General features: G+C 61.2%; 20 protein-coding genes. 18 read left to right on the top strand and 2 right to left on the bottom strand.

From position 1 onward, the window contains the following. Positions 1–5 precede the first annotated feature (5 nt). Entirely contained in the window at positions 6–1,463 is a 1,458-nt protein-coding gene (locus PR018_RS27000) for an ROK family protein (RefSeq protein WP_142824983.1), read from the bottom strand. A gap of 15 nt (positions 1,464–1,478) precedes the next feature. Beyond that, positions 1,479–2,396: a tagatose-bisphosphate aldolase gene (locus PR018_RS27005; protein WP_142824984.1), complete on the bottom strand. Its 918-nt coding sequence runs from the start codon at positions 2,394–2,396 to the stop codon at positions 1,479–1,481. A 263-nt stretch (positions 2,397–2,659) separates the two neighbouring features. Between PR018_RS27005 and PR018_RS27010 the strand changes: the two genes are divergently transcribed. From PR018_RS27010 to PR018_RS27095, 18 genes are all read left to right on the top strand, one after another. Then, positions 2,660–3,571 (top strand): sugar-binding transcriptional regulator, encoded by a 912-nt coding sequence (locus PR018_RS27010; protein ID WP_142829478.1) that lies wholly within the window; start codon positions 2,660–2,662, stop codon positions 3,569–3,571. Positions 3,572–3,734: 163 nt separating this feature from the next. Then, on the top strand, positions 3,735–4,727 hold the full coding sequence (locus PR018_RS27015; protein ID WP_142824985.1) for an ABC transporter substrate-binding protein: 993 nt from the start codon (positions 3,735–3,737) through the stop codon (positions 4,725–4,727). A 105-nt stretch (positions 4,728–4,832) separates the two neighbouring features. Further along, positions 4,833–5,897 carry an ABC transporter permease subunit gene (locus tag PR018_RS27020; RefSeq protein WP_142824986.1) on the top strand — a complete coding sequence of 355 codons (1,065 nt, stop codon included), beginning with the start codon at positions 4,833–4,835 and terminating at the stop codon, positions 5,895–5,897. Beyond that, entirely contained in the window at positions 5,890–6,636 is a 747-nt protein-coding gene (locus PR018_RS27025; protein ID WP_142824987.1) for an ATP-binding cassette domain-containing protein, read from the top strand. The genes PR018_RS27020 and PR018_RS27025 overlap by 8 nt, the downstream gene beginning before the upstream one ends. Before the next feature lie 290 nt (positions 6,637–6,926). After that, positions 6,927–8,234, top strand: a complete 1,308-nt coding sequence (locus tag PR018_RS27030) for an MFS family transporter (protein ID WP_224127992.1) — start codon at positions 6,927–6,929, stop codon at positions 8,232–8,234. A gap of 57 nt (positions 8,235–8,291) precedes the next feature. Then, complete coding sequence (locus PR018_RS27035) at positions 8,292–9,011, top strand: CHASE3 domain-containing protein (RefSeq protein WP_142824988.1); 720 nt, start codon at positions 8,292–8,294, stop codon at positions 9,009–9,011. Between the two features lie 367 nt (positions 9,012–9,378). Then, the gene (locus PR018_RS27040; protein WP_142824989.1) at positions 9,379–10,218 is read left to right on the top strand and encodes a transporter substrate-binding protein; all 840 of its coding nucleotides are present in this window, start codon (positions 9,379–9,381) and stop codon (positions 10,216–10,218) included. Positions 10,219–10,270: 52 nt separating this feature from the next. Next, a complete protein-coding gene (locus PR018_RS27045; protein ID WP_142824990.1) occupies positions 10,271–10,933 on the top strand; it encodes an amino acid ABC transporter permease in 663 nt (220 codons plus the stop codon). Positions 10,934–10,937: 4 nt separating this feature from the next. Next, positions 10,938–11,597, top strand: coding sequence for an amino acid ABC transporter permease (locus PR018_RS27050; RefSeq protein ID WP_142824991.1), 660 nt, complete (start codon positions 10,938–10,940; stop codon positions 11,595–11,597). 12 nt (positions 11,598–11,609) lie between these two features. After that, positions 11,610–12,380 (top strand): amino acid ABC transporter ATP-binding protein, encoded by a 771-nt coding sequence (locus PR018_RS27055; protein ID WP_142824992.1) that lies wholly within the window; start codon positions 11,610–11,612, stop codon positions 12,378–12,380. A gap of 18 nt (positions 12,381–12,398) precedes the next feature. After that, positions 12,399–12,788, top strand: coding sequence for a RidA family protein (locus tag PR018_RS27060; protein ID WP_142824993.1), 390 nt, complete (start codon positions 12,399–12,401; stop codon positions 12,786–12,788). Positions 12,789–12,803: 15 nt separating this feature from the next. Further along, the gene (locus tag PR018_RS27065; protein WP_142824994.1) at positions 12,804–13,610 is read left to right on the top strand and encodes an IclR family transcriptional regulator; all 807 of its coding nucleotides are present in this window, start codon (positions 12,804–12,806) and stop codon (positions 13,608–13,610) included. Between the two features lie 166 nt (positions 13,611–13,776). Further along, positions 13,777–14,757 (top strand): AraC-like ligand-binding domain-containing protein, encoded by a 981-nt coding sequence (locus tag PR018_RS27070; RefSeq protein WP_142824995.1) that lies wholly within the window; start codon positions 13,777–13,779, stop codon positions 14,755–14,757. 145 nt (positions 14,758–14,902) lie between these two features. Beyond that, complete coding sequence (locus PR018_RS27075; RefSeq protein WP_142829424.1) at positions 14,903–16,930, top strand: hydantoinase/oxoprolinase family protein; 2,028 nt, start codon at positions 14,903–14,905, stop codon at positions 16,928–16,930. A gap of 3 nt (positions 16,931–16,933) precedes the next feature. Further along, positions 16,934–18,901 carry a hydantoinase B/oxoprolinase family protein gene (locus PR018_RS27080; RefSeq protein WP_142824997.1) on the top strand — a complete coding sequence of 656 codons (1,968 nt, stop codon included), beginning with the start codon at positions 16,934–16,936 and terminating at the stop codon, positions 18,899–18,901. 147 nt (positions 18,902–19,048) lie between these two features. Next, a complete protein-coding gene (locus tag PR018_RS27085) occupies positions 19,049–19,903 on the top strand; it encodes an FAD binding domain-containing protein (RefSeq protein ID WP_142824998.1) in 855 nt (284 codons plus the stop codon). Further along, entirely contained in the window at positions 19,900–20,382 is a 483-nt protein-coding gene (locus PR018_RS27090) for a (2Fe-2S)-binding protein (protein ID WP_142824999.1), read from the top strand. Before PR018_RS27085 ends, PR018_RS27090 begins: the two co-directional genes overlap by 4 nt. Then, positions 20,375–22,723 (top strand): xanthine dehydrogenase family protein molybdopterin-binding subunit, encoded by a 2,349-nt coding sequence (locus tag PR018_RS27095; RefSeq protein WP_142825000.1) that lies wholly within the window; start codon positions 20,375–20,377, stop codon positions 22,721–22,723. The genes PR018_RS27090 and PR018_RS27095 overlap by 8 nt, the downstream gene beginning before the upstream one ends. The last annotated feature ends 30 nt before the right edge of the window (positions 22,724–22,753 follow it).

A 22,753-nucleotide genomic window follows, 5' to 3' on the forward strand; every position in this document is an offset into this window, starting at 1 on the left:
CCGGTTTATGACGCTGGCGTCATCCCGGAGAGCACCAATTTTGCCCATCTGACGGCAGCGTCGTCATCCGGAAATTGCGTGGTATCGACATCGTAGACCGGGCCGATTGCGGAAGGGCCGGCCCGTTTGGCCAGTTCGATCAGTTCTGGGATATAGGAAGCCCCGGGATGGCCGGGAAGGCGTTTCTCCAGCCGGGCAGCATATCGCTCTGCCAGGATCTCTCCCGGCGCGTGACACCAGATCTCGGCAATGTCCGTGGCGCCGGACATTTCTATATGCTCCTTAAGGAGTTCGAGCGGCTGAAAGCCGAACCACGCATCGACTATGAAGGTCGAACCGTCGGGCGCATCGCGGATAACCGACCATATCGCCTTATAGCTCGCCTTGCCGAGCGTCCGGTTGAACAACCGGTCGACGTCTTCGATGTATTCGAGAAATGGGTTCTTGACCGTGTCGAGGGCAAGGATCGGCCATCCCGTTGCCTCGGACACCGCATGCGAGAGGCGGCTCTTGCCCGATGCGGGTATGCCGTTGACCATGAGCACGCGTTTGCCGCTGGCCTGGCGCGAAGGCCAGCCTTGCCGCTGCCTGGCGAGTTCGTGGGCTGCGAGCCCTGCGCCTACTATGCCCGCATCGTCACCGAGTGCTGCGGCTCTGACCGGCGTGCAGTTCCAGCCTGACACGGCCGGAAGAAACGCCAGCGCCTCGACTGCCGCCTGTCCCATGCCTCCACCGAGCAGCAGCATGGCTGGATCGAAGGCTGCCGATAGTGTTCCGAGCGCCGCGCGAAGCGGTCCCGCCCAGTTCCTGATGACGCCGAGGGCGCGGTCGTCTCCGTCCCGTGCCTGGCTGAGGATATCCTCGAACCGCGTTCCGGCCGGATATCCGGCTTCGTCAAGGTGGCGCCCAAGCGCGGTTCCCGAAGATTCGGTTTCGACGCATCCGACCTGTCCGCAGATGCATTGCCGGCCGCCGTGGTTGACGACGATATGGCCAAGCTGCCCGGCACTTTGCTTGCCGTTGACGATACGCCCGTTTTCCATCGCCGCACCGCCGATTCCAGTGCCGATCGTCAGCATCACGGCGCTGCGGGCGCCGCGTGATGCGCCGACGCCGGTCTCGCCGAGCAGCGCCATGCTGCAGTCATTTGCAATGGCCACCGGCTTGCCGAACGCGCTTTCGATCAGCGTCCTGAAATCGCAGCTCGACAGATCGAGATAACCGCCGGACAGCACGGCCCCCGCATGGGCATCGACGCGCCCGGGAACGCCGATGCCGATGGCCACGACCTGTGGACCATCGATCTCGCGGATGAGGCCTGAGATGATGTCGATGGCCGTTTCCCGGTCGCGGCTCCCGGGAACGATCTTCTTGCTCAGGATCTCTCCGGTCGCGGAGATCAGTGCAGCGCGAATATTCGTACCGCCGATATCGACGCCGATTGCACATTGCTGCGTTTTCATGTCTGCGACCGGACCTTATGCTGCCTTGCTGGTGCGCGTATTGTAATAGCGCGCAATGATCGCCTGGATATCCTTCAATCTCGAAACCGCGATCGTCGAAAGCTTCTTTTCCGAGATTTCCCGGTCTATCGAAATGCAGTCCTTCCAAAGCGAACGGCCTGCAATGACGCCCGAAGCGCCGTTCTTCATGGCTGCTTCGACCTGGACGAGAAAGGTCTCGTGATCGACACCGGCCGACAGCACGGCCCATGGAACGTTGCCGGCAAGCTTGGTGATGTTGGCGCAGGCTTCTTCCGAGCCAGGGTAAGGGATCTTCAGCACCTTGGAACCCAATTCCAGGCATGCGCGCGAGCCTTCGAAGATCAGGGCCGGCACTTTCGCTTCGTATTCCGCAGGGCTTTCACCTTCGAGCCGGTAGGTCAGGAACTCGACGACGAGCAGCAGATCCTCGCGACCGAAATCCTCGATGAAGTGCTTCAATGTTGCAAGGTTCTGCGTGTTGGCCTCCGGAACATCCATGCGCAGATAGACCATGATCTTGCCGCCGGTGCCGCCGAGTTGGCGAACGCGCCGGGCATCGATGCCTTCCACCATCTTGGAAATGCGGTAGCCTTCCGGCGATGTGTCCCAACCGGATGCGTCGAGGCCGATCAGAAGCCCGGTGTCGCGCGGAAGAATGCCGCGATCAACGAGATGCGGTACGGCGCAGATCGGATCGACCAGCACGCAGCCGGCGTGGGCGGCGAGGTGGCGGGTAATATCGGCCTTGGTATCGCCGAGCATGTCGTTGCCGATCTTCGCCTGCTCCTCGGGCGTCGAGGCGAGAAGCGACCGCATTCCGCCACGCTGGTCGCACGCGATCACCATCATTGCGCCGTTGGCTCCGCAGATTTGCTGATACGCGCGCTGTTCCGCTGTCGTCATGGCTGTCATCACATCTACTCCCTGTCCGCTGAATTATGGGCGGTTGCTGATCAATTGCTCGACGGAGCCTCTGAAAACGGTCACAATTCTGCGATGCGCCACCGGGTGCGGTTGGCGATGGGATAGCCTTGATTTTTAGGCATTTCGGCAGGATTGCGGTTTAGCCGCTTTTCAGCGATAACTCCTCCAAGTCTCGTTCATGTAACACGTTTCAGAAAGGAATTGCAAGAGTGCCTCCGCAGCCTTCGCAAGAAACTCCGGCATCGCGCGCCATGCTGCACATGGTTGCAAAGCTGCACTATGAGGCAGACATGTCGCAGGTTGACATTGCCAAGAAGGTGGGTGTCTCGACGGCGACGGTGTCCCGCCTGCTGCAGAAGGCCCGTGCAGTCGGGATTGTCAGGATCGAAGTTCTAGACCTCGCCTCACCGGACGAGATCAGGCTCGAACTGATCGAGGCGCTCAAGCTGAAGCGCGCTGCGGTGATCGATACGCCGGCCTCGGGGGTTCTGGGGTCTCTCGCTGCCCCCTTGGGAAACCTGCTGAAAGATGAGGGCCTCGGAACCGGCTCGGTGCTCGGCATAGGCTGGGGGAGGGCTATTCGCGAAGTGCTGATGGTTGGCCTGCCCCGTATTCCCGGTATGCTGGTGGTGCCGTTGAACGGCGGCATGCAGCAGGCGGCGCAGCACTTCCAGATCAATGAGTTTGTCCGCCTGGCTGCCGAACATGTCGGCGGCACGCCCCGTTTCCTGCACGCGCCGTATCTCTCTTCGACGGATCTGCGCGAGGCATTTCTCAGCGACCCCTTCGTGCGCGAGACCACTGGTCTTTGGGACCGCATGGATTGCTGCATCGTCGGAATAGGACTTCCCCACGCCATAAATCCACCCGAAGCGAGTGCCGCCACGCTGAACGAGCAGGCGCTGAGTGCCGTCGGCGATGTCATCCGCCACTATGTCGACATCGATGGCCGGATGCTGACCTGGGTAGGCGAGGAGCGGATGATTGCAGCTTCGCCCGAGCAATTGCGTCGTACCGGATTGGCGATCGGCGTCGTTGCCACCGTCGAGAAGGCGGCCGGCGTCATCGGCGCAGTGCGCGCGGGCATGATCAATGCCCTCGTTACGGACACCGCCACCGCGCAGGCCATCCTCGACATTCTGCGCGCGGAAGCGACACGCTGAGCATCTCGGAAAGTCCATTCGCATTCATTCAAAAATAAGGAAATTCGTTTCAGGAAGAAATTTCACTTGACGAGAGGTGCATCTCGGCATGAGGATCGTGTTGGCCGGTTTCCAGGAGGGGACGCCGTCTAGCATAGAACACTAGCTCATAATGGAGGAGACTATGAAGCGTCGTTCATTCTTCAAGGTTGCCGCTGCTGCGGCAATTGTAACATCCACAGCCCTGACCGCAGGTCACGCCGGCGCTGCGGACAAGAAATATACAATCGCACTCGTACCCGGCCTGACCACAGACGCTTTCTACATCACCATGCGCAAGGGTGCCGAGGCTGCTGCCAAGGCTGTTGGCGCTCAACTGGTGTTCCAGGGTGCACCCGATTTCAATCCGGTCACGCAGGTGCCGGTGCTTGACGCGGTCATTGCCAAGAAGCCTGATGCCATCCTGATCGCCCCGACCGACAAGGACCAGCTGGTCCAGCCGCTGAAAAAGGCGAGCGACGCCGGTATTCCGGTTATCACCGTCGATACGTTCATCGGCACGGGCGTGTATCAAACCGGCGCCGGCAATGCCGATTTCCCGCTCTCCTACATCGCATCCGACAATGTGCTCGGCGGTGAAATCGCTGCCCGCGCGCTGGCAACTGCCGTTGGCGACAAGGGCAAGGTCTATGTCTCCAACGTCAAGCCGGGCGTCTCGACGACCGACCAGCGCGAGCAGGGCTTCAAGAAGGAAATGGCCGCCAACCATCCGAATATCCAAGTGCTCGACACGCAGTTCAACGACAACGATGCCAACAAGGCAGCGTCCCAGGTTCAGGCAGTCTTTGCCCGCAACCCGGATCTCGTCGGTGTGTTCGGCGCCAACCTGTTTTCGGCTCTCGGATCGGCCACAGGCGTCAAGCAGGCGGGCAAGACGGGCGCGGTCAAGGTCGTCGCCTTCGATGCACCGACCAGCATGGTCGACAATCTCAAGTCCGGCCTGGTCGATGTTGCCATCGCCCAGCATCCGGCCGAGATCGGCTATTTCGGTGTCATGGCCGCCTATGCGCACCTGACCGGCAATTCCATCCCGACCGCAATCGGCACGGGCTTTACCATCATCAACAAGGCCAATGTGTCCGACCCAAAGGTCGCGAAGTACATCTACTCTGACTAATCCAAAGGGCGCCCGCGGTCGGTCTCTATCCTCCGCGGGCGGTTTCCAGCGTCAATTTGTAACGCATGCAGCCTTAGGCCGCAGGCCCTGCTCCTGGATGAAAAAATGACAAGCACTGTCGAAACCCCGCCGAAGGCGGACCTGCATGTCGCGCCTCAGGCGGACCATGCCGACCAGACCAAAAGCCTGATCACGCGGATCGCCCAATTGCGTGCCTGGTTGTTTCTCGCCGCGCTGATCCTCGTGTTCGAGATCTGGTCACGCCTTTCGTTCGGCGGAACATTCGTGTTCTCGCCTTTCAATTGGCAGTCGATCGCGATCTTTGCCGTTGCGCCGCTGCTTCTTGCCATCGGCCAGACCTTCGTCATCATTTCGGGCGGCATCGATTTGTCGATGGGCTTTATCATGGGGCTTGCCGCCGTGGTGGCTGCGCACATGACCAACATAGCCGGCCTCTACATGCCGCTGCCGGCTGCCATGATCTTCGGCATTCTCGTCGCCATCCTGGTCGCCACCATTCCGGGCGTCGTCAACGGGCTGCTGATATCGCGGCTGAAAGTTCCGCCCTTCATCGGCACGCTCGGTATGTTCGGCGTCGCACGCGGCGCGGCTTTCCTGCTCGCCGGTGGAACGACGGTGCCTGTCAACAACGACTATTTCGCCATCCTGGGCAACGGCCGCATCTTCGGCATTCCCTACCTGGTCATCGTCACGGCGGTGTTTGTGCTGCTCATGCATTACCTGCTCAGCCAGACCCGCTTCGGCCAGCATAACTACGCGATCGGCGCCAACGCACAGGCTGCCCGTCGCGCCGGGATCGATATCAAGCGCCATCTGATGCGGCTTTACATGCTGTCGGCGGCCTGCGCTGGCCTTGGCGGTGCGCTCTATGCCGCGCGCTTCACGGCAGGTGCTGCCCAGGCGGGCGAACCGCTGTTACTCGATTGCGTTGCGGCCGTGGTCATCGGTGGTGCCAGCCTCTTTGGCGGATCCGGATCGATCCTCGGAACCGTTGCCGGCGCGCTGGTCATCGCCGTCATCCAGTACGGTCTCGTCTTCCTCAATGTCGAACCCTTCTGGCAGTTCATCGCCGTGGGCGTCGTCATCATCATTTCGGTTCTCATTGACCAGGCCCAGCGCCGGTTCACCGGAGCAAAGCAAGATGAATAGCCAGACCCCTCTGCTCGAAGTCCGCAACCTGTCCCGCAGCTTCGGCGCGGTCAAAGCGCTGGAAAACTGCTCGCTGGTCGTCCATCCCGGCGAAGTGGTAGCGCTGGCTGGAGACAATGGCGCCGGCAAGACGACAATGATCAAGACGATTTCCGGCGTCTATCCGCCGACCTCCGGAGACATCCTCATCGAGGGCAAGCCTGTGTCGTTTTCCTCGCCGCAGGACGCGCGGGAAAAAGGCATCGAGACGATCTATCAGGACCTGGCGCTTGCCGATAACCTGACCATCGGTGCCAACATCTTCCTCGGCCGCGAGCCGATGAAAAAGGCCTTCGGCTTCCTGCCGGTCATCGATCGCCAGGCTATGGCCGAGGCTGCCCGCAAGACGATGGCGACACTGGATTTCCATGTAAAACGTCTCGATGCGCCGGTTAGCAACTTTTCCGGCGGCCAGCGGCAGGCGGTGGCAATCGGCCGTGCCGTCTACTGGAATGCCCGCATCCTGATCATGGACGAGCCGACGGCAGCCCTCGGCGTGCCCGAGCAGCGCAAGGTCGTGGCGCTCATCAAATCCCTGAAAGCGCAAGGGCGAGGCGTGGTTTTCATTTCCCATAACCTGCAGGATATTTTTGCCGTCTCCGACCGGATCGTCGTCCTGCGTCGCGGCATCGTTGCCGGCGAAAGAAAGATTGCCGAAACCACTCATGACGAGATCGTCAAGCTGATGATCGGCGGATAGCTGCAGGTCTCCTGGTTTCTCCGAACGGCGATGCAGGTCGCCGTTTGTGGACCTCATGCAGGGGTGCCTGCCGCAGTCAAACTCCTGAGCATTCTCGCATCGCCGGAAGACGCCGCAGAGCAATTGTGCGCAGTGCGGGGTGCTCCGGCGTGGGCTCTCATAACCTTGGGTAAAAGGCAGGCTCATCCCGCAAACATTACGTTTTTAGGTTGCATCTCCCGCTGGCGGTTCTAGATCTCTTCCGCAACGCGCTTTGCATGTTGATCCGCATGATCCGGGAGGAGGAAATCTTGTCAGACCCAGCCACCACGACCACGGTGCCTTACACGGCCGAGGAAACCCGCCACCGCATCGTTGCGATCATGGCTGCATCTTCGGGCAACCTTGTGGAATGGTTCGATTTCTACGTCTACGCCTTCACCGCGCTCTATTTCAAAAGCTCGTTTTTCCCCAACCAGGATCCGACGGTCCAGCTGCTTCAGACGGCCGGGGTTTTCGCTGCGGGCTTCCTGATGCGGCCGATCGGCGGTTGGCTCTTCGGCCGCGTCGCCGATCGTCTCGGGCGCAAGACCTCGATGCTGATCTCGGTATCGATGATGTGCGGCGGCTCGCTGATGATCGCGGTCCTGCCGACCTATGCGCAGGTCGGGGTCCTCGCGCCCTTCCTGCTGCTGGTCGCACGGTTGATCCAGGGTCTGTCGGTGGGCGGCGAATACGGCACGACCGCAACCTACATGTCCGAAGTCGCATTGCGCGGCCGGCGCGGCTTCTTCTCGTCTTTCCAGTATGTCACGCTGATCGGCGGGCAACTGCTGGCGGTGCTGGTGATCGTCATCATCGAGGCGCTGATGACCAGCGAACAGATCACCGAGTGGGGCTGGCGCATTCCCTTTGCAATCGGTGCCGTCGCTGCCGTCGTATCGATCTTCCTGCGTCGCACCCTGACGGAGACCCAGAATGCTGAAACCCGCAACAGCAAGGAAGCAGGCTCGCTCTCGGCACTTTTCCGCAATCATACCCCCGCTTTCCTGACGGTCCTCGGCTACACCGCCGGCGGGTCGCTGATCTTTTACACCTTCACCACGTACATGCAGAAATATCTCGTCAATACGGTCCACATGCCGGTGAAAACGGCGAGCTACGTGATGACCGTGGCGCTGTTCCTCTACATGTGCATGCAGCCGATATTCGGTGCCTTGTCCGACCGGATCGGCCGCCGCAACAACATGCTGCTGTTCGGCGGGCTCGGCACTCTTTGCACGTTGCCGATCCTCGTCACGCTGCAGCACGTCACCGACCCCGTCATAGCAGGCGTCCTGATCGTGGTCGCACTCGCCATCGTCAGCTTCTACACTTCGATCAGCGGCATCGTGAAAGCCGAGATGTTTCCGGCCGAAGTGCGCGCCCTCGGCGTGGGTCTCGCTTATGCCGTGGGCAACGCTATATTCGGCGGCTCCGCAGAATTCGTGGCGCTATCGATGAAGAACGCCGGAAACGAGCAGCTGTTCTACTGGTATGTCACCATCATGATGATAATCGCCTTCCTCGTCGCCCTAAGACTCCCCCGCCAGGCACGCTATCTGCACGATGACCATTAAGTAAGGGCGGATTCGAGCCTGAGGTATTGCGTGTTTCAGGATCGTGACGGGAGGTGAATGATGGACTGGTCGTGGCAAGGGCTGAGGCGCTCATATCTGACGACGCCTGTGCTGCTGCGGTCTATTCCGGTCGGTATGGTCATCGCATGCGGCGTCGTTGCCACCAGCTGGACGCATAGTTTGCTGAGCAACCATCAACAACTCGTCGTCCACGCCTATCAGGTCATAGACACCACCAAAGACGTACTGATCGGCCTCGACGATGCCGAGACGGGACAGCGGGGATACCTGTTGAGCGGAGATAGCCGCTATCTGGATCCGTACGAAAAGGCCTTGACGAGACTGACGCAACTGCGCGCGACCTTGGCGGTATCGATCTCCGACAACACAGTTCAGGTGGAACGGGTGCGCAGGCTGAACGGTCTTATCGACGAGAAGCTCGCGGACTTGCAGCAATCGATAACCACGCACGACGTCAAGGGTTTCGAGGCGGCGAGGACGATGGAACTCGAAATGATGCAGAAAGCCACGATGGACAGCATCCGGCGGGTCATTGGGGATGTGACCGAAACCGAAAAATCACTTCTTGCCGCCCGACAGACAAAGGTGGATCGGGACGAGATGCTTATCCGCGTGGTCGCCATCCTCGTCGGTCTCGCATCCTTCCTGACCCGTGCCGGTATTGAAGTCTACCTTGCAAGGACCGGGCGTGCATCGGTTGCAAGCCCTAGGGCTGACGCAGCCGTCCCAAGCCAGAGCTTGGAGAGAGACTGTTGAGCGCTGGCATGCCCGACGGCACGCGACATGCTTCCGGCCGCTGAAACGCAAGTATTTCTAGAATACAGGCTAATTGGTCGGTTAGCGCTGTTCGGCATATTTTGAAAATGCCCGGTGTTGCGCTTGCCACCCTCAGCCGCAGATTTCAGGGCAACGTCACGCCCTTTGCCGACACTTCCCGACTGGCCTCCGGTTCCCCCAAATTGCTGCACTGCCACAAATTTAGCCACTGAAAAACGGTGCGAATTTTTTAGCGTCGTCCGCTTGACAATTCATGGCTGATAAAGCTCTTTATCAAAATCCAGTAAAACAGACGCATGTCCGGTATATTGGACAGTCAATAAATCATCTTCTTAAGGGGAACGTCATGACCTTTTCTATTCGTGCCGGCCTGATCGCCCTGGCCGCAGCAGCAGCTCTTTCCAGCCCTGTTCTTGCCGACGGCAGCAAGCTCGATGAAGTGCTGGCACGCGGCCACCTGGTAATGGGTACCGGCAGCACCAATGCGCCGTGGCACTTCAAAAGTGCGGACGACAAGCTGCAGGGCTTCGATGTCGACATGGGCCACATCATCGCCAAGGCTTTGTTCGGCGACCCGGACAAGATCGAATACGTCAACCAGTCGTCCGACGCCCGTATTCCGAACATTACCACGAACAAGGTCGACATCACCTGCCAGTTCATGACTGTCACCGGCGAGCGCGCCCAGCAGATTGCCTTCACCATTCCCTATTACCGCGAAGGCGTCGGCCTCATGCTGAAGGCTGACGGCCAGTATGCTGATTATGCCGCGCTGAAAGCGGCAGGCTCGTCGGTCACCGTATCTGTGCTGCAGAATGTCTATGCCGAAGCCATGGTCCACGCGGCGCTTCCGGACGCCAAGGTCGACCAGTACGACTCCGTCGATCTCATCTACCAGGCCCTGGAATCCGGCCGGGCCGATGCTGTCGCCACCGACCAGTCATCGCTCGCCTGGTACATGACCCAGAACGCCGGCAGGTATAAGGACGCCGGCTATGGCTGGAACCCGCAGACCTATGCTTGCGGCGTCAAGCGCGGTGACCAGGACTGGCTGAACTTCGTTAACACGGCGCTGCATGAAGCGATGACCGGCGTCGAGTTCGATACCTATGCGAAGTCCTACAAGACCTGGTTCGGCAAGGACCTGACGCCGCCGCAGATCGGCTTCCCGGTCGAATTCAAGTAATTGGCTCAGGGGAGCGAGGCATCTCTCGCTCCCTGTTTCTGCGAGGACGACCATGGGTTACACGCTGAATTTCTCTGCGGTCTGGCGCAATTTTGATTTTCTCTGGAGCGGTTTGGCGTTGAGCCTCGGCCTGGCGGTCATCTCGATCGTGATTGGCGCCGTAATTGGCCTGGTGGTTGCATTTGCCTTGCTGTCGAAACAGCGGTTCGTGGCGATCCCGGCGCGCTGCTATGTGACGCTGATACGCAACCTGCCTATCCTCGTGCTGGTCCTGTTTGCCTATTTCGCGCTGCCGCAGATGGGGTTCAGGCTGGACAAGGTGAAAAGCTTCATCCTGGTGCTTTCCCTCTATTCGGGCGCCTATCTGGCAGAAGTATTTCGCGCCGGGCTGCTGTCTATTCCGAAGGGCCTGACCGAAGCCGGCCTCGCCATCGGCCTGACCTCAAGCCAGATCCGCACCTCGATTATCGCGCCGCTGATGTTCCGGAACGTGCTGCCGTCGCTGTCCTCGACGATCATATCCCTGTTCAAGGACACATCGCTTGCAGCGACCATTGCCGTGCCGGAACTGACCTTCGCCGCCCGCAAGATCAATGTCGAAAGCTTCCGTGTCATCGAGACATGGATGGTCACCTCCGCTCTCTATGTCGCCACCTGTCTTCTCATTGCTGCCGTCATGCGCTTCTTCGAGCGCCGGCTGGCGCTGCCGAGGTAAGCCGATGTCCCACAGTTTCCTCGAACAGCTCTGGATTGCCCGCTATGTGATCGTCAGTGGGCTGATGATGACGATATCGATCTCGCTGCTGGCCATCCTTGCCGGGTCGGTCGTCGGTGTGTTCGTCGGGCTCGCGCTGGCCTATGGCAACATGGCGCTGCGGTTTGTCGTGCGGGCCTATACCGACATCATCCGCGGCACGCCGGTTCTCGTGCTTGTTCTGGCCAGCTACTATGTATCGAGTGCCGTCGGTCTTGACCTCGGTCCTTTTTCTGCCGGCGTGCTGGCACTGGCCATCTTCTGCTCGTCACATGTCGGCGAGATCGTGCGCGGCGCGCTGCAGGCGATCCCCCGGGGCCAGACGGAAGCTGCCAAGGCGATCGGCCTGACATTCACGCAGACATTCACCTCCGTGCTCTGGCCGCAGGCCTTGCGCCAGTGCCTTCCGGCCTGGGTCAACACGGCTGCGGAAATCGTCAAGGCGTCGACGCTGCTTTCGGTCATCGGCGTTGCCGAGCTGTTGCTGCGCAGCCAGGAAATCATCTCGCGCAACTTCATGAGCCTGCAGTTCTATTTCCTCGCAGGCGCTCTCTATTTCGTCGTCAATTTCGGGATCGAGCGCTTTGGCAAATTCGTCGAGCGCAAGACCATGCTGCCATCCTGAGGAGGCTTGCCAATGGCCAGGACCATGCTTGAAATCAAAGGCCTGCGGAAAACCTACGGCCACCATGAGGTGCTGCAGGGCGTCGATTGTTCCGTCGCGGAAGGCGAGGTGATCTCGATCATCGGCTCGTCGGGTTCCGGCAAGACGACGATGCTTCGCTGTATCAACATGCTCGAGGAGTTCCAGGGCGGAACCATCAACCTCGATGGCGAGGAGATTGGCTACCACATCGAAGGCAGCTCGCGCCGCCGCAAAAGCGAACGGGAAATCGCACGCCAGCGCGCGCTGACGGGCATGGCCTTCCAGCAATTCAATCTCTTTCCCCATATGACAGCGGCCGAAAATGTCATGCTCGGTCTCATCAAGGTGAAGAAGATGCCGAAAGCCGAAGCCCGGACGCTTGCCGAGCGCTGGCTCGATCGCGTCGGCCTCTCGGCGCGCAGCAATCACTATCCCGGCCAGCTATCGGGTGGCCAGCAGCAGCGCGTTGCGATTGCCCGAGCGATTGCGATGTCCCCGCGCCTGATGCTGTTCGATGAGGTGACCTCTGCGCTGGACCCGGAGTTGGTGGGCGAAGTACTGCAGGTTATCAAGGGGCTGGCGGCAGATGGCATGACCATGCTGCTGGTCACGCACGAGATGCGTTTTGCCTATGAGGTGTCGTCCCGGGTTATCTTCATGAACCAGGGTGTCATCTGCGAAGAGGGCGATCCCAGGGAGATGTTCGTACAGCCGAAGACCGAGCGGCTCGCCGAGTTTTTAAAGACCTCGAGTTTCAACTAAGCAGGAAAGTGAAATATTATGACGATCAAACGTTATGGCGCCGGAGAAAAAGGCGCTGGCGGTCAACCCCTTCCGTTCGCAAGAGCCACGGAAGCCGGCGGCTGGCTTTATGTTTCCGGCCAGGTGCCCATGGAGAATGGCGAGATCGTGCCCGGCGGCATCGTCACCCAGAGCCGGAAGGCCATCGACAACATGATAGCCATCCTCGATGAGGCCGGCTACACGCTTCAGGATGTGGTGCGCGTCGGTGTCTGGCTCGACGATCCGCGGGATTTCTGGAGTTTCAATGGCGTCTACGCCGAATATTTCAGCGAGAATCCTCCCGCGCGCGCTTGTGTCCAGTCGCGCATGATGGTCGATTGCAAGGTCGAGGTGGATTGCGTCGCCTATCGCTCGGATCGCGCCTAAGTATTGGAGAAATGCATGGCTGAGGCTGCTGTCGAGATCGCATCGCGACGCACCAGAGGACTGGATCGCGCTTTCGAGATCCTGGAGTTTCTGCGCGCCAAGCGCCAGCCCATGAGGCCCAACGAGATCGCGGCAGAAATAGGCGCGCCGCGATCCTCGGTATACGAATTGGTCAACCTGCTTCTCGGCCACGGCATGCTCGACTATCAGGGAGACGACGGGCGGGTGTTCCTCGGCCGTCGTCTGTATTTCCTTGGAACAGCCTATGCCGAGCATTTCGATCTGATGCGGGAATGCGAGCGCATGCTGACCCGGCTTGCGGTGGAAACGCGCGAAACTGCCCAGATGTGTCTGCTCGAAGGAAACAAGTACACTGTCGCGATGATGCGCGAGGGCATTCGACCCTTCCGTATTTCCTCCAACGTAGGCGAAACAGTTTCGATCCCCTGGACGGCGTCGGGACGGCTGCTCGTCTCACACCTGACCGACGAGCAGATTATCGATTTGATCCCGCCGGAAGATTTCACGCTGCCGGACGGCAGGCAGCTGGATCCTGCAACCTTTTTGGCCGAGGTGCGCACTGCAGCTCGTGACGGATATTTCACCTTCAACAGCGAGGTGGAAAACTTCACCCATTGTTTCGCCGTGCCGATTTACCAGGCCGGTGGCAACTGCATTGCCACCCTCTGCCTCGTCGCGCCTCGGGAAGATGGATTGCGCAACCGCGACTCCTATCTGGAGAGCCTGTTGACGGCCGCGAACGAGATCTCCGACAAGCTCGGGTTTCACAACGAGCGTGCAAGGGTGGCCGTCCCCCGCTGAGGTTTCCGGGCTGGCTGCCTGTTTGGGTCGCAGTCCCTGTCCGTCTCGCAGCGCGGCCATGCTCATAAGTTTATGCGTTTTTTAGCAATACGACCCACCGAATTGATGTACTCTGCCCTCAATAGCAGGAACCGGGAAAAGCCGGCCTACAAGGGGAAGTCGATGCATGAGATACGTCGTCGATGATATCAGCGGTCAAGCCGGGGGCGATGCCTGGCAGGCTGCCGTGACCGAAACCTACTTTCCACTCGATACCGAATACCGCAACAGGCGGGAATTCAGGGGCGTGCTGGAGACATGGTCTCTAGGCCTCGTCGGTGTGTCGAGGATGGAGTGCGACGGCGTCAGTTATCGTCGCCATCGCCGCCACTTTCTCAACGAACGCGATGCCAGTCTTCTCATTACCATTCCGGAAGTCAGCGAAGTCGACTTCTCGCAGGGCTCGCGCAGCGTCAATTGCAAGCCGGGCGGCTTCATTCTGGAGCGTGGCGATGCCCCCTATGAATTCTGGCACGGCCGCCCGAATGCCCTCTGGGTGCTGAAGGTCCCGGCTGCGAGCGTCCGATCGCGGATCGGCTCGACGGATCGGTTCAGCGCGCTCAGTTTTGACGGGACCCGCGGCGTCGCCGCTCTCTTTCTCGATACGGTTCGGACCACGATCAACCATGTCGACGACATCGACGACGTCGCGCGTGAACTGACCGGCCGACACATTCTCGAAATGCTTTGCCTGTCGATCGTCAGCGACGACCGCGTGCTCGATAGCAATATCTCCTCGATACGGGCAGGGCACCTGCATCGCGCCGAGCAGTACATTCGCGACAATATCAAGAATGCAGATCTCGGTCCGCAATCGGTAGCGGAAGCTGGCGGCATTTCGTTGCGCTACCTGCAGGGCCTGTTCCAGGACAGCAACAAGTCGATCAACGGTTTCATCCGCGACAGCCGTCTCGAGCGCTGTGCCGAGGAACTGATGTCGCTGACCGTCACCACGACGATTGCCGAAATCGCTTATCGATGGGGCTTTACCGACCAGTCGCAGTTCTGCCGTCACTACAGATCGAAATTTGGCTGTTCGCCGAGCGAGACGCGCCGCGAGGCCTTGCTTCGGGCAGGCAGGACCCACCCAGGGAAAAAGCCGCACTAGCCACTTCGGCCTAGCGGCAAGGGAAATTTGACGCCGTCCGGCGACCGATCCGGACTTTCGCAACTACCGGACAATCGAAGCGCCATTCCGTGACGGGTTGGCGAAAGAAGACTGCTGTCCGGTCGAACCATCCAGAGGACAGATCATGGCGAAGACGAGAGTTGCGGTGGATGTGGGAGGGACCTTCACCGACATCTGCATCATGGATGAGGAGACCGGGGCGATTCGTATCGAGAAGACGGCGTCGACCCCGGATGATCCGATGCAGGCGATCATGAACGGCATCGAGCAGGGCGGCATCGAGCTTTCCGAGGTCACCATGTTCTCGCACGGGACCACGGTCGCCACGAATGCGCTGATCACACGGCGTTTGCCACGAACGGCAATGGTCTGCACCGAGGGCTTTCGCGATGTCGTCGAAATCCGGCGCGCCAACAAGGAGGACCTCTGGGACACCTACAAGGACGTCGCCAAGCCCTACATTCCACGCCGCGACCGGCTGACGGTTGGCGAGCGTGTCGACGCCGAGGGCACGGTACTCGAAGCCCTCAACGAGGACGATGCCCACCGTGTTGCCGCGATCCTGAAAAGGCGCGGCATCAAATCGATCGCTGTCTGTTTCATGAATTCCTACGTCAATGGCGCAAATGAACGGCGCATGCGCGATATCCTCAAGGCCTCGATGCCGGAGGTGCCGGTGTCCATTTCCTCCGAAGTCATGCCGGAGATCTTCGAGCACGAGCGCTTCTCGACGACGATGGCAAACGCCGTCTGCGCGCCGGTAGTTGTCGATTACGTCTCCCGGCTCGGCGAAAAGCTGGCTGCCGGCGGTTACCGGCGAGACCTGCTGTTGCTGCATTCCGGCGGCGGCGTGATGACGCCAGCGAGTGTCATAGACTTCTCCGCCAGGCTTGCCGGATCGGGGATCGCGGCAGGCGCCATCGCCAGCCGCTTTATCGGCAATCTTTGCGGGTTTCAGAACTCGATCGGCTTCGACATGGGCGGAACGAGCACGGATGTTTCGCTCGCCTGGAACGGTCAGTCTCGTATCACCAAGGACTGGTATATCGAGTTCGGCTATCCCATCCGCTTTCCCTCTATCGAGGTGCTGACGATCGGTGCCGGCGGCGGGTCGCTGGCCTGGCAGGACGAGGGCGGATCGCTACGCAACGGCCCCCAGTCGGCCGGCGCCAATCCCGGCCCGGCCTGCTATCGAAACGGCAATCGGATTGCCACGAACACAGATGCAAATGTCGTCCTCGGCCGTCTCGGCAGCAGCCTCGCAGGCGGCAAGATCACCCTCGATCCGGCGCTCGCCGAGGAGGCCGTCCAGGAAACGGTGGCGACACCATTCGGCATGGAGCTTCACGCGGCTGCCGAGGCAATCGTCGCCGTCGCCAATGCAAACATGGCCAATGCCGTGCGCCTGATGTCGATCAGCCGTGGGTACGATCCGCGCGACTTCGCGCTCGTTGCCTTCGGGGGTGCCGGCGCCTTGCACGGGGCGGCTGTCGCAAGGGAGCTTTCCATTCCGACCGTGATCGTGCCTCCCAATCCCGGCGTCACCTCGGCCCTCGGTTGCCTGCTTGTCGATGTGCAGCACGACTTCTCCGAGAGCTTCATGACCGACGCCTCCATCGTTGCGCCGGCGGAGCTGGAGGCTGCGTTCCAGCGCATGGAGGCGCAAGCGTCCGAGCGCTTGCTGCACGAAGGGATAGCGCCGCAGGATATGGCGCTCCAGCGGACCGTCGAGATGATGTATCAGGGCCAGTGGCGCTCGCTCGCTGTCAGCGCACCCGCCCCGATCGTGAGTATTGCGTCCCTGATCGATACTTTCCACGCGGAGCACGAGCGCGAGTTCAACTACCGCCGCGACGAAGCCCCGGTCGCCATCTTTCGCGTCGCAATCAAGGCGATCGGTCTCGTGCCCAAGGCCGAGCTGCCGAAATACCCGGTGCGCGACCATGCGCCTGCGCCCCTCGGCCGACGCGCGGTCTGGTTCGACGGCAAATCCTACGATGCGGCGATCTATCAGCGTGAGGTGCTTGAAGCAGGCGCCACCATCTCCGGCCCCGCAATCGTCGAACAGTTTGATTCGACCACGGTTGTCCCGCCAGGCATGAGCGCCCGGGTGGACGCATTCCTGAATATTCTTATCGGAACGAAAGGCTGAGAAATGACCAACTTCGTGGAAACCGAAAAGAGCCTCGATCCGGTCACCTTCGAGGTGCTCAAGAATTCCTTCATCACCACGGTCGACCAGATGGCCGAACAGATGCTGCGCACCTGTTATTCGTTCGTCATCTACAACCGCGACTTCTCCAATGCGTTGCATGATGCTGACGGCAACTCGGTTGCACAGGGCAACTACGACATCGCAGTCCATGTCGGCACGCTGCACAATACCTGCAAGGAAGTAATCCGCGTATTCGAAGGCGACATGGCGCCGGGCGACGTCTACGCAATCAACGATCCCTACGCCGGCGGAACCCACTTCAGCGATGTGCGGCTTGTGCGTCCGATCTTCGACGAAGACACGTTGATCGGGTTTTCGCAGTCGAACGGGCACTGGTCGGACCTCGGAGGGTCGGTCCCCGGCTCCTTCGACGTCACCGCCCGTGACATGTTCCGGGAGGGCATGCGTATCACGCCGGTGAGACTATTCCGTGCCGGCCGCTTCTGCTCCGATGTCGCCAATCTGATCGCCGCCAATACCCGCGATCCGGCATCGATCATTGGTGATATCCATTCGCAGGCCCAGGCGACCCAGGTAGCGGAGCGGGAACTGCTGCGTCTCGTCAAGAAATACGGCCGCGACACCGTCGTGCGCGGTATGGAGGAGGTTCAGGACTATGTCGAGCGGGCCGTCCGCAAGCGCCTTGCCGAATTGCCCGACGGCACCTGGGAAAGTGTCGACTATATCGACCGCGATCTCGGCGGCGGGGAAGGGATGATCCCCATCCACATCAAAATGACAATCAAGGGCGACACGATCCATTACGATTTCACCGGCAGCCACAAGACGATCGGCTCCATGTACAATTCCGCACCGGGGGCTACCTTTTCAGCAGTGGTCGCGGGAATGAAGACCTTCTTCCCGGATCTGCCCCTCAACAGCGGCTTTTATCGCATGATCGAGGTGACCGCGCCGAAGAACAGCGTGGTCAGTGCCGAGTGGCCGGTGGCAGTGACCGGATTCCTGATGCCGTTCGAGAAAATCATGAATTCGATCTTCGAGATGTGGTCGCAGATCATGCCGGAACGCGCCATCGCATGCGCTTTCAATCTCGAATATCTGCTGGCGGGCGGTCGCGACGCGCGCAAACCGGAAAAGCCGATCTTCATGTTCTACGAGTGGCTTCCGGGCGGATGGGGCGGGCGCAACGGCAAGGACGGCGCCGACGTGACGACTGCCTGCTTTGGAACCGGCCTGATGTCGCAGCCGAACGAAGGCAACGAGCGCGTCAACCCGACGCGGACGACGGAGTTTCAGATCAAGCAGGATTCCGCCGGTCCCGGCAAATGGCGCGGTGGTGTCGGCGTGCAGAAGACCTCGGTGTTGCTGGCGGCCGAAGATGCCGTGATGTCCTATATCTGCGATCGCGAGCGCGCCGTGGTCTGGGGTGTCGAGGGCGGGCTCCCCTCTATGCCGCACGGGCTGACGATCCGCCGCGCGGGCGAGGAGGTCGACACCTGGCTCGGTTCGGTCTTTTCCGACTATCCGGTGTTCACGGGCGATCAATTCGCCCGGCCGACAGCTGGTGGCGGCGGCTTCGGCGATCCGCTGGAGCGCGATCCGCTTCATGTGCTGGAGGACGTGATCGACGATTATGTCTCCATCGAGCGCGCCAAGGTCGACTACGGCGTCGTGTTGAAGGTCATAGATCGCGATCTCTGCGAGTACGAAATCGATCTCCCCGCAACAGAAACTGCCCGCACCGAGATTCGCCAAAACCGCAAGGAATGGGCGCGGTCGGATCCGGCGATGGTATCGGCTCGCTACAAGTCGGGCGAGATCGACTCCATGGATGCGGTTCGTCGCTTCGCCGTCATTCTCGATTGGGAGAGCGGCAACGTTCTCGAGAACACGACCCGGCAATTCCGCGAGAGCTTCGAGAGGCGCAGCGTAGCACACTGGAAGTGAGCGCCAGCGGCATTGCCTCGGTTGAGCTCGGGAAGCTGTATCTCTTTTTACGATACTAGATTCAGGAAACTACTATTTCACGGGAAGGCTTGCCTCTGAAATGATGCTGGAAAGCCGCAAAGACGGCGATTGAAGGGGTAAACGTCAATGTCCGAAAATCTGCGGCGGTCCCTGACCGTTGCCGGCAGCATCGATGAGGCGCTTGCCGCGCGCCGGCAGGGTGCGGCGATCCTCGCCGGCGGAACGTGGCTGATGCGCGATCCCCGTCGGGGCCACGCGTTGCCCGATGCATTAGTGTCGCTCCACAGGATTGCCGGGCTGACCAGCGTCGACATCGAGACCGGGCGCGTGACGATCGGCGCTGCCGTAACCCATGATGCGCTTGCCCGGTCACTTGCGGGCATAGGTGGCCTTGAGGCGGTGGCTGAAGCTGCCTCCGGTGCTGCCAACCCGGCAATCCGCCGGGTGGCGACTGTCGGCGGCAATCTCTGCACGCAAGACTTCGCCGCCGCCGATCTTCTGCCCCCGCTGTTGGCCATCGAGGCGGAAGTTGAGCTGTACGGCGACCAAGGGACAATGCGTGTCCCGATGGTGTCGTTTCTCACGGATCGGAAACGGCTGCTCGCCGATGCCATCCTCGTCAGGGTGATCATCAACCGCGACAGCGCCGCCAGCGCGCATGTGAGGCTGCCGTTGCGCCGGGCAGGCGACTATCCGGTTGCCATCGTTTCGATGGCGCGCCGCCTCGATGGCCGAATTCTCGTTGCCGTCGGCTCGGTCGAGCATGTGGCGCGGCGCTGGCTTTCGCTTGAACAGGCGTTTGCAGCCGAGCCGGGCGGATCGCCCGCTGAAGCCGAAACGGCCTATACCCTTGCTACCGGTTGCAACGACTTCCGGGGCCGCGACGGAATGGAGGCGGATGGCTGGTACCGGCGGCAGGTGTTGCCGGCGCTTGTCCGCCGATGCATGGCAGCACTTCTGAAGACGGAGGCCACCCGATGACCGTCACCCTTCACATCAATGGCTCCCGCTACCGTTTCAACGGCGATCCGATGACTCCGCTGGTCGATATACTGCGGCGGGAACGTTTCCTGACAGGTACCAAGGCCGTTTGCCGCGAGGGATTTTGCGGCGCCTGCACGGTGAGCGTCGACGGAGAGGCGATCATGTCGTGTCTCAGCCCGGTGGGATTGCTCGATGGCGCCACCGTGGTGTCGATCGAGGCGATGGCGACCGGCGATGGACCGCTGCATCCTCTCCAGGCCGCCTTCGAGGCAGCGGATGTGGTCCAGTGCGGAATGTGTTTTCCCGGCATGGTCATGAGCCTTGCGCCTTTCCTTCGCGACAACCCCGCGGCCAGCCGGGACGATGTGAAATCGGCGATGGTGGGCAACATCTGTCGCTGCACGGGCTATGAACGGATCATCGATGCGGTGATGGATGTCCTCGGACAGCAGGCCGAGGAGCACGTCCATGACTGATGTTTCGACGACCGTGATGGATCTTCCCCGCCGAGACACCCGCGACAAGCTGCGTGGACGAACGAAATACACCAATGACAGGGCCCGTCCGGATATGCTGCACGCTGTCCTGTTGCGGTCCACCGTGCCCGCCGGCCGCATTACCCGGCTCGATGTGTCCGCTGCTCTCGAGTGCCCCGGTGTGCTGGGAATTGCGACCGCAGCGGATGCGCCCGGCAATTACGGCATCGGTATCGCCGACCACCCGCTCTTTGCCGTCGATGTGATCCGCTACAATGGCGAGCCGCTCGCCGCGATTGCCGCCGAAAGCGAGGCCGAGGCGCGGGCGGCCCTGGCGGCAATCATTCTGGAGATCGAACCGCTTGCGCCAGTGCTGACGATGGCGGAGGCGCTGGCGCCCGGAGCGCGATTGCTGCACGAGGACTGGCGGACATATGAAGTGCTGACCGAGGGCGGTGCACGATCCGGCAACATTGCCTGGGAAGCGAAATCGGTACGAGGCGATGTCGATGCCGCCTTTGCCCGCCCCGATGTGACGATCGTCGAAAGCAATGTCGTCGTCGGCAGGCAGAGCCATGTTCCCTTCGAGCCGCGTGTCGCAATCGGCAGCTGGGAGGACGGCCGGGCGCATATCCAGACATCGACGCAGGTGCCATGGACCGTGCGCAATGTGACCGGTCGCGTCATGCAATTGCCGCCGGGCCGCGTTCGCGTCACCGTTCCACCGGTCGGCGGTGCATTCGGCTTGAAATTCGATGCGTCGATCGAGCCCATCACAGCTCTGCTGGCTCGTATGACGGGCCGAAGCGTCATGCTGGAGAACACCCGACAGGAAGAGATGGCAACCTGCCTCTGCCGGGAGAATGCAGAGATCAAAATTCGCTCGGCCGTTTCGGCAGAGGGCGAGATCGTCGGGCGCGAGGCCGTCGTGCTGATGGATTGCGGGGCCTATGGTGGCGAGCAGGTCTTTCTCACCACCATGACCTCCCATACCCTCGGAGGTAGCTACCGGCTGGGTGCTGCCCGCCTCGTCAGCCGCGCCGTCTACACCAACACGCCACCGAACGGCGCCTTCCGGGCCTGCAACGGCGTCTATAACGGCTTTGCGCTGGAGCGCCATACCGACGAGATATGCGCCGCAATCGGCATGGATCCCATGGAGTTCCGCAAGCGTAATGTGCTTGGCGACGGCGATCTCGGGCCGACCGGGCAGGTGTTCGAGGGTGATGTCCTGCGTCCGATGCTGGAGCGGATGGAGGTGCTACGGGAAAATACGGGAACGGCGGAAGCCCGGGCCGACGGTCGCCTTTACGGCCGCGCCACCACCGTGGGAACCTGGTTCATCTTCGTCGGGCCGTCTGCTGCGACCATCAATCTGAATGCCGACGGCAGCGCCACGCTGGTGACGTCCGGCGTCGAGATCGGCTCGGGAACAATGGTGCAGGCGCTGCCGCAGATCGTTGCCGGCCAGCTTGGGCTGCGACCGGAGCAGGTCGTGGTGCGCGAGGCGGATACGGATTCCGCCGGGCTGGATGTCGGGGTCGGTGGCGGGCGGACGACCGTCTCCATCGGTGCGGCGAGTGTGGGTGCGGCGGCCGAAGTCCGTGAAAAGCTTCTGCGGACGGCCAGTGAGATGTTGCAGACCGCCGCGAGCGACCTGGTGTTGCGCGAAGGGCGGGTGGAAATTGCCGGGCGACCCGGGACCGGGGTCTCCATCCCGACGGTGGTCGCCCATGCGCAATCGACCACGGGGCCGATCAGCGGTACAGGCAGCTTCACCGCGAAGAACACGCCGGCAATGGCAGGCTGCGCGATGGGCCACTTTATCGACGCGCTCGATATTCCCGTCTTCGTGGTCCACGAGGCTGAAGTGGCCGTCGATCCGGATACCGGGCATGTCGAGGTTCTGGCCTATCGGGTGGTGCAGGATGTTGGACGCGCGCTCAACCGTCGGGCCATCATGGGCCAGATCCAGGGCGGCGTCGTCCAGGGCCTCGGCTATGCGCTGCACGAGGAAGTGACGATCACCGCTGACGGCCGGATCGCGGAAGACGGCTTCGAGACCTACCGCGTGCCCCTGGCCGGGGATGTCGTGCCTGTCGTCGCGGATCTCTATGAGGGCGCGCCGTCGATGGGCCCGCTCGGGACAAAGGGAGCAGGTGAAGTCCCGATCCTTGCCGTCGGCTCGGCCATCGCCTGTGCGGTTGCGCGCGCAATCGGCAAGCCGGTCTCCAGCCTGCCGCTAACGCCGCCGCGCGTCCTGCGCCTGATCAACGATCTCGAACCCACCCCCACCCATCCGCACATCGCCGCAGATTGGGCGACCAATACGCTGGGCTAGGCTTGTTGCCGCGTCAGGACGTCGATAGTG

The sequence above is a fragment of the Rhizobium rhododendri genome (assembly GCF_007000325.2).
Lineage (GTDB): Bacteria > Pseudomonadota > Alphaproteobacteria > Rhizobiales > Rhizobiaceae > Rhizobium > Rhizobium rhododendri.

Excerpts from the sequence above, each read along its gene's own strand:
- PR018_RS27000 (WP_142824983.1), bottom strand. The coding sequence starts at position 1,463 with ATGAAAACGCAGCAATGTGCAATCGGCGTCGATATCGGCGGTACGAAT.
- PR018_RS27005 (WP_142824984.1), bottom strand. The coding sequence starts at position 2,396 with ATGACAGCCATGACGACAGCGGAACAGCGCGCGTATCAGCAAATCTGC.
- PR018_RS27010 (WP_142829478.1), top strand. The coding sequence starts at position 2,660 with ATGCTGCACATGGTTGCAAAGCTGCACTATGAGGCAGACATGTCGCAG.
- PR018_RS27015 (WP_142824985.1), top strand. The coding sequence starts at position 3,735 with ATGAAGCGTCGTTCATTCTTCAAGGTTGCCGCTGCTGCGGCAATTGTA.
- PR018_RS27020 (WP_142824986.1), top strand. The coding sequence starts at position 4,833 with ATGACAAGCACTGTCGAAACCCCGCCGAAGGCGGACCTGCATGTCGCG.
- PR018_RS27025 (WP_142824987.1), top strand. The coding sequence starts at position 5,890 with ATGAATAGCCAGACCCCTCTGCTCGAAGTCCGCAACCTGTCCCGCAGC.
- PR018_RS27035 (WP_142824988.1), top strand. The coding sequence starts at position 8,292 with ATGATGGACTGGTCGTGGCAAGGGCTGAGGCGCTCATATCTGACGACG.
- PR018_RS27040 (WP_142824989.1), top strand. The coding sequence starts at position 9,379 with ATGACCTTTTCTATTCGTGCCGGCCTGATCGCCCTGGCCGCAGCAGCA.
- PR018_RS27045 (WP_142824990.1), top strand. The coding sequence starts at position 10,271 with ATGGGTTACACGCTGAATTTCTCTGCGGTCTGGCGCAATTTTGATTTT.
- PR018_RS27050 (WP_142824991.1), top strand. The coding sequence starts at position 10,938 with ATGTCCCACAGTTTCCTCGAACAGCTCTGGATTGCCCGCTATGTGATC.
- PR018_RS27055 (WP_142824992.1), top strand. The coding sequence starts at position 11,610 with ATGGCCAGGACCATGCTTGAAATCAAAGGCCTGCGGAAAACCTACGGC.
- PR018_RS27060 (WP_142824993.1), top strand. The coding sequence starts at position 12,399 with ATGACGATCAAACGTTATGGCGCCGGAGAAAAAGGCGCTGGCGGTCAA.
- PR018_RS27065 (WP_142824994.1), top strand. The coding sequence starts at position 12,804 with ATGGCTGAGGCTGCTGTCGAGATCGCATCGCGACGCACCAGAGGACTG.
- PR018_RS27070 (WP_142824995.1), top strand. The coding sequence starts at position 13,777 with ATGAGATACGTCGTCGATGATATCAGCGGTCAAGCCGGGGGCGATGCC.
- PR018_RS27075 (WP_142829424.1), top strand. The coding sequence starts at position 14,903 with ATGGCGAAGACGAGAGTTGCGGTGGATGTGGGAGGGACCTTCACCGAC.
- PR018_RS27080 (WP_142824997.1), top strand. The coding sequence starts at position 16,934 with ATGACCAACTTCGTGGAAACCGAAAAGAGCCTCGATCCGGTCACCTTC.
- PR018_RS27085 (WP_142824998.1), top strand. The coding sequence starts at position 19,049 with ATGTCCGAAAATCTGCGGCGGTCCCTGACCGTTGCCGGCAGCATCGAT.
- PR018_RS27090 (WP_142824999.1), top strand. The coding sequence starts at position 19,900 with ATGACCGTCACCCTTCACATCAATGGCTCCCGCTACCGTTTCAACGGC.
- PR018_RS27095 (WP_142825000.1), top strand. The coding sequence starts at position 20,375 with ATGACTGATGTTTCGACGACCGTGATGGATCTTCCCCGCCGAGACACC.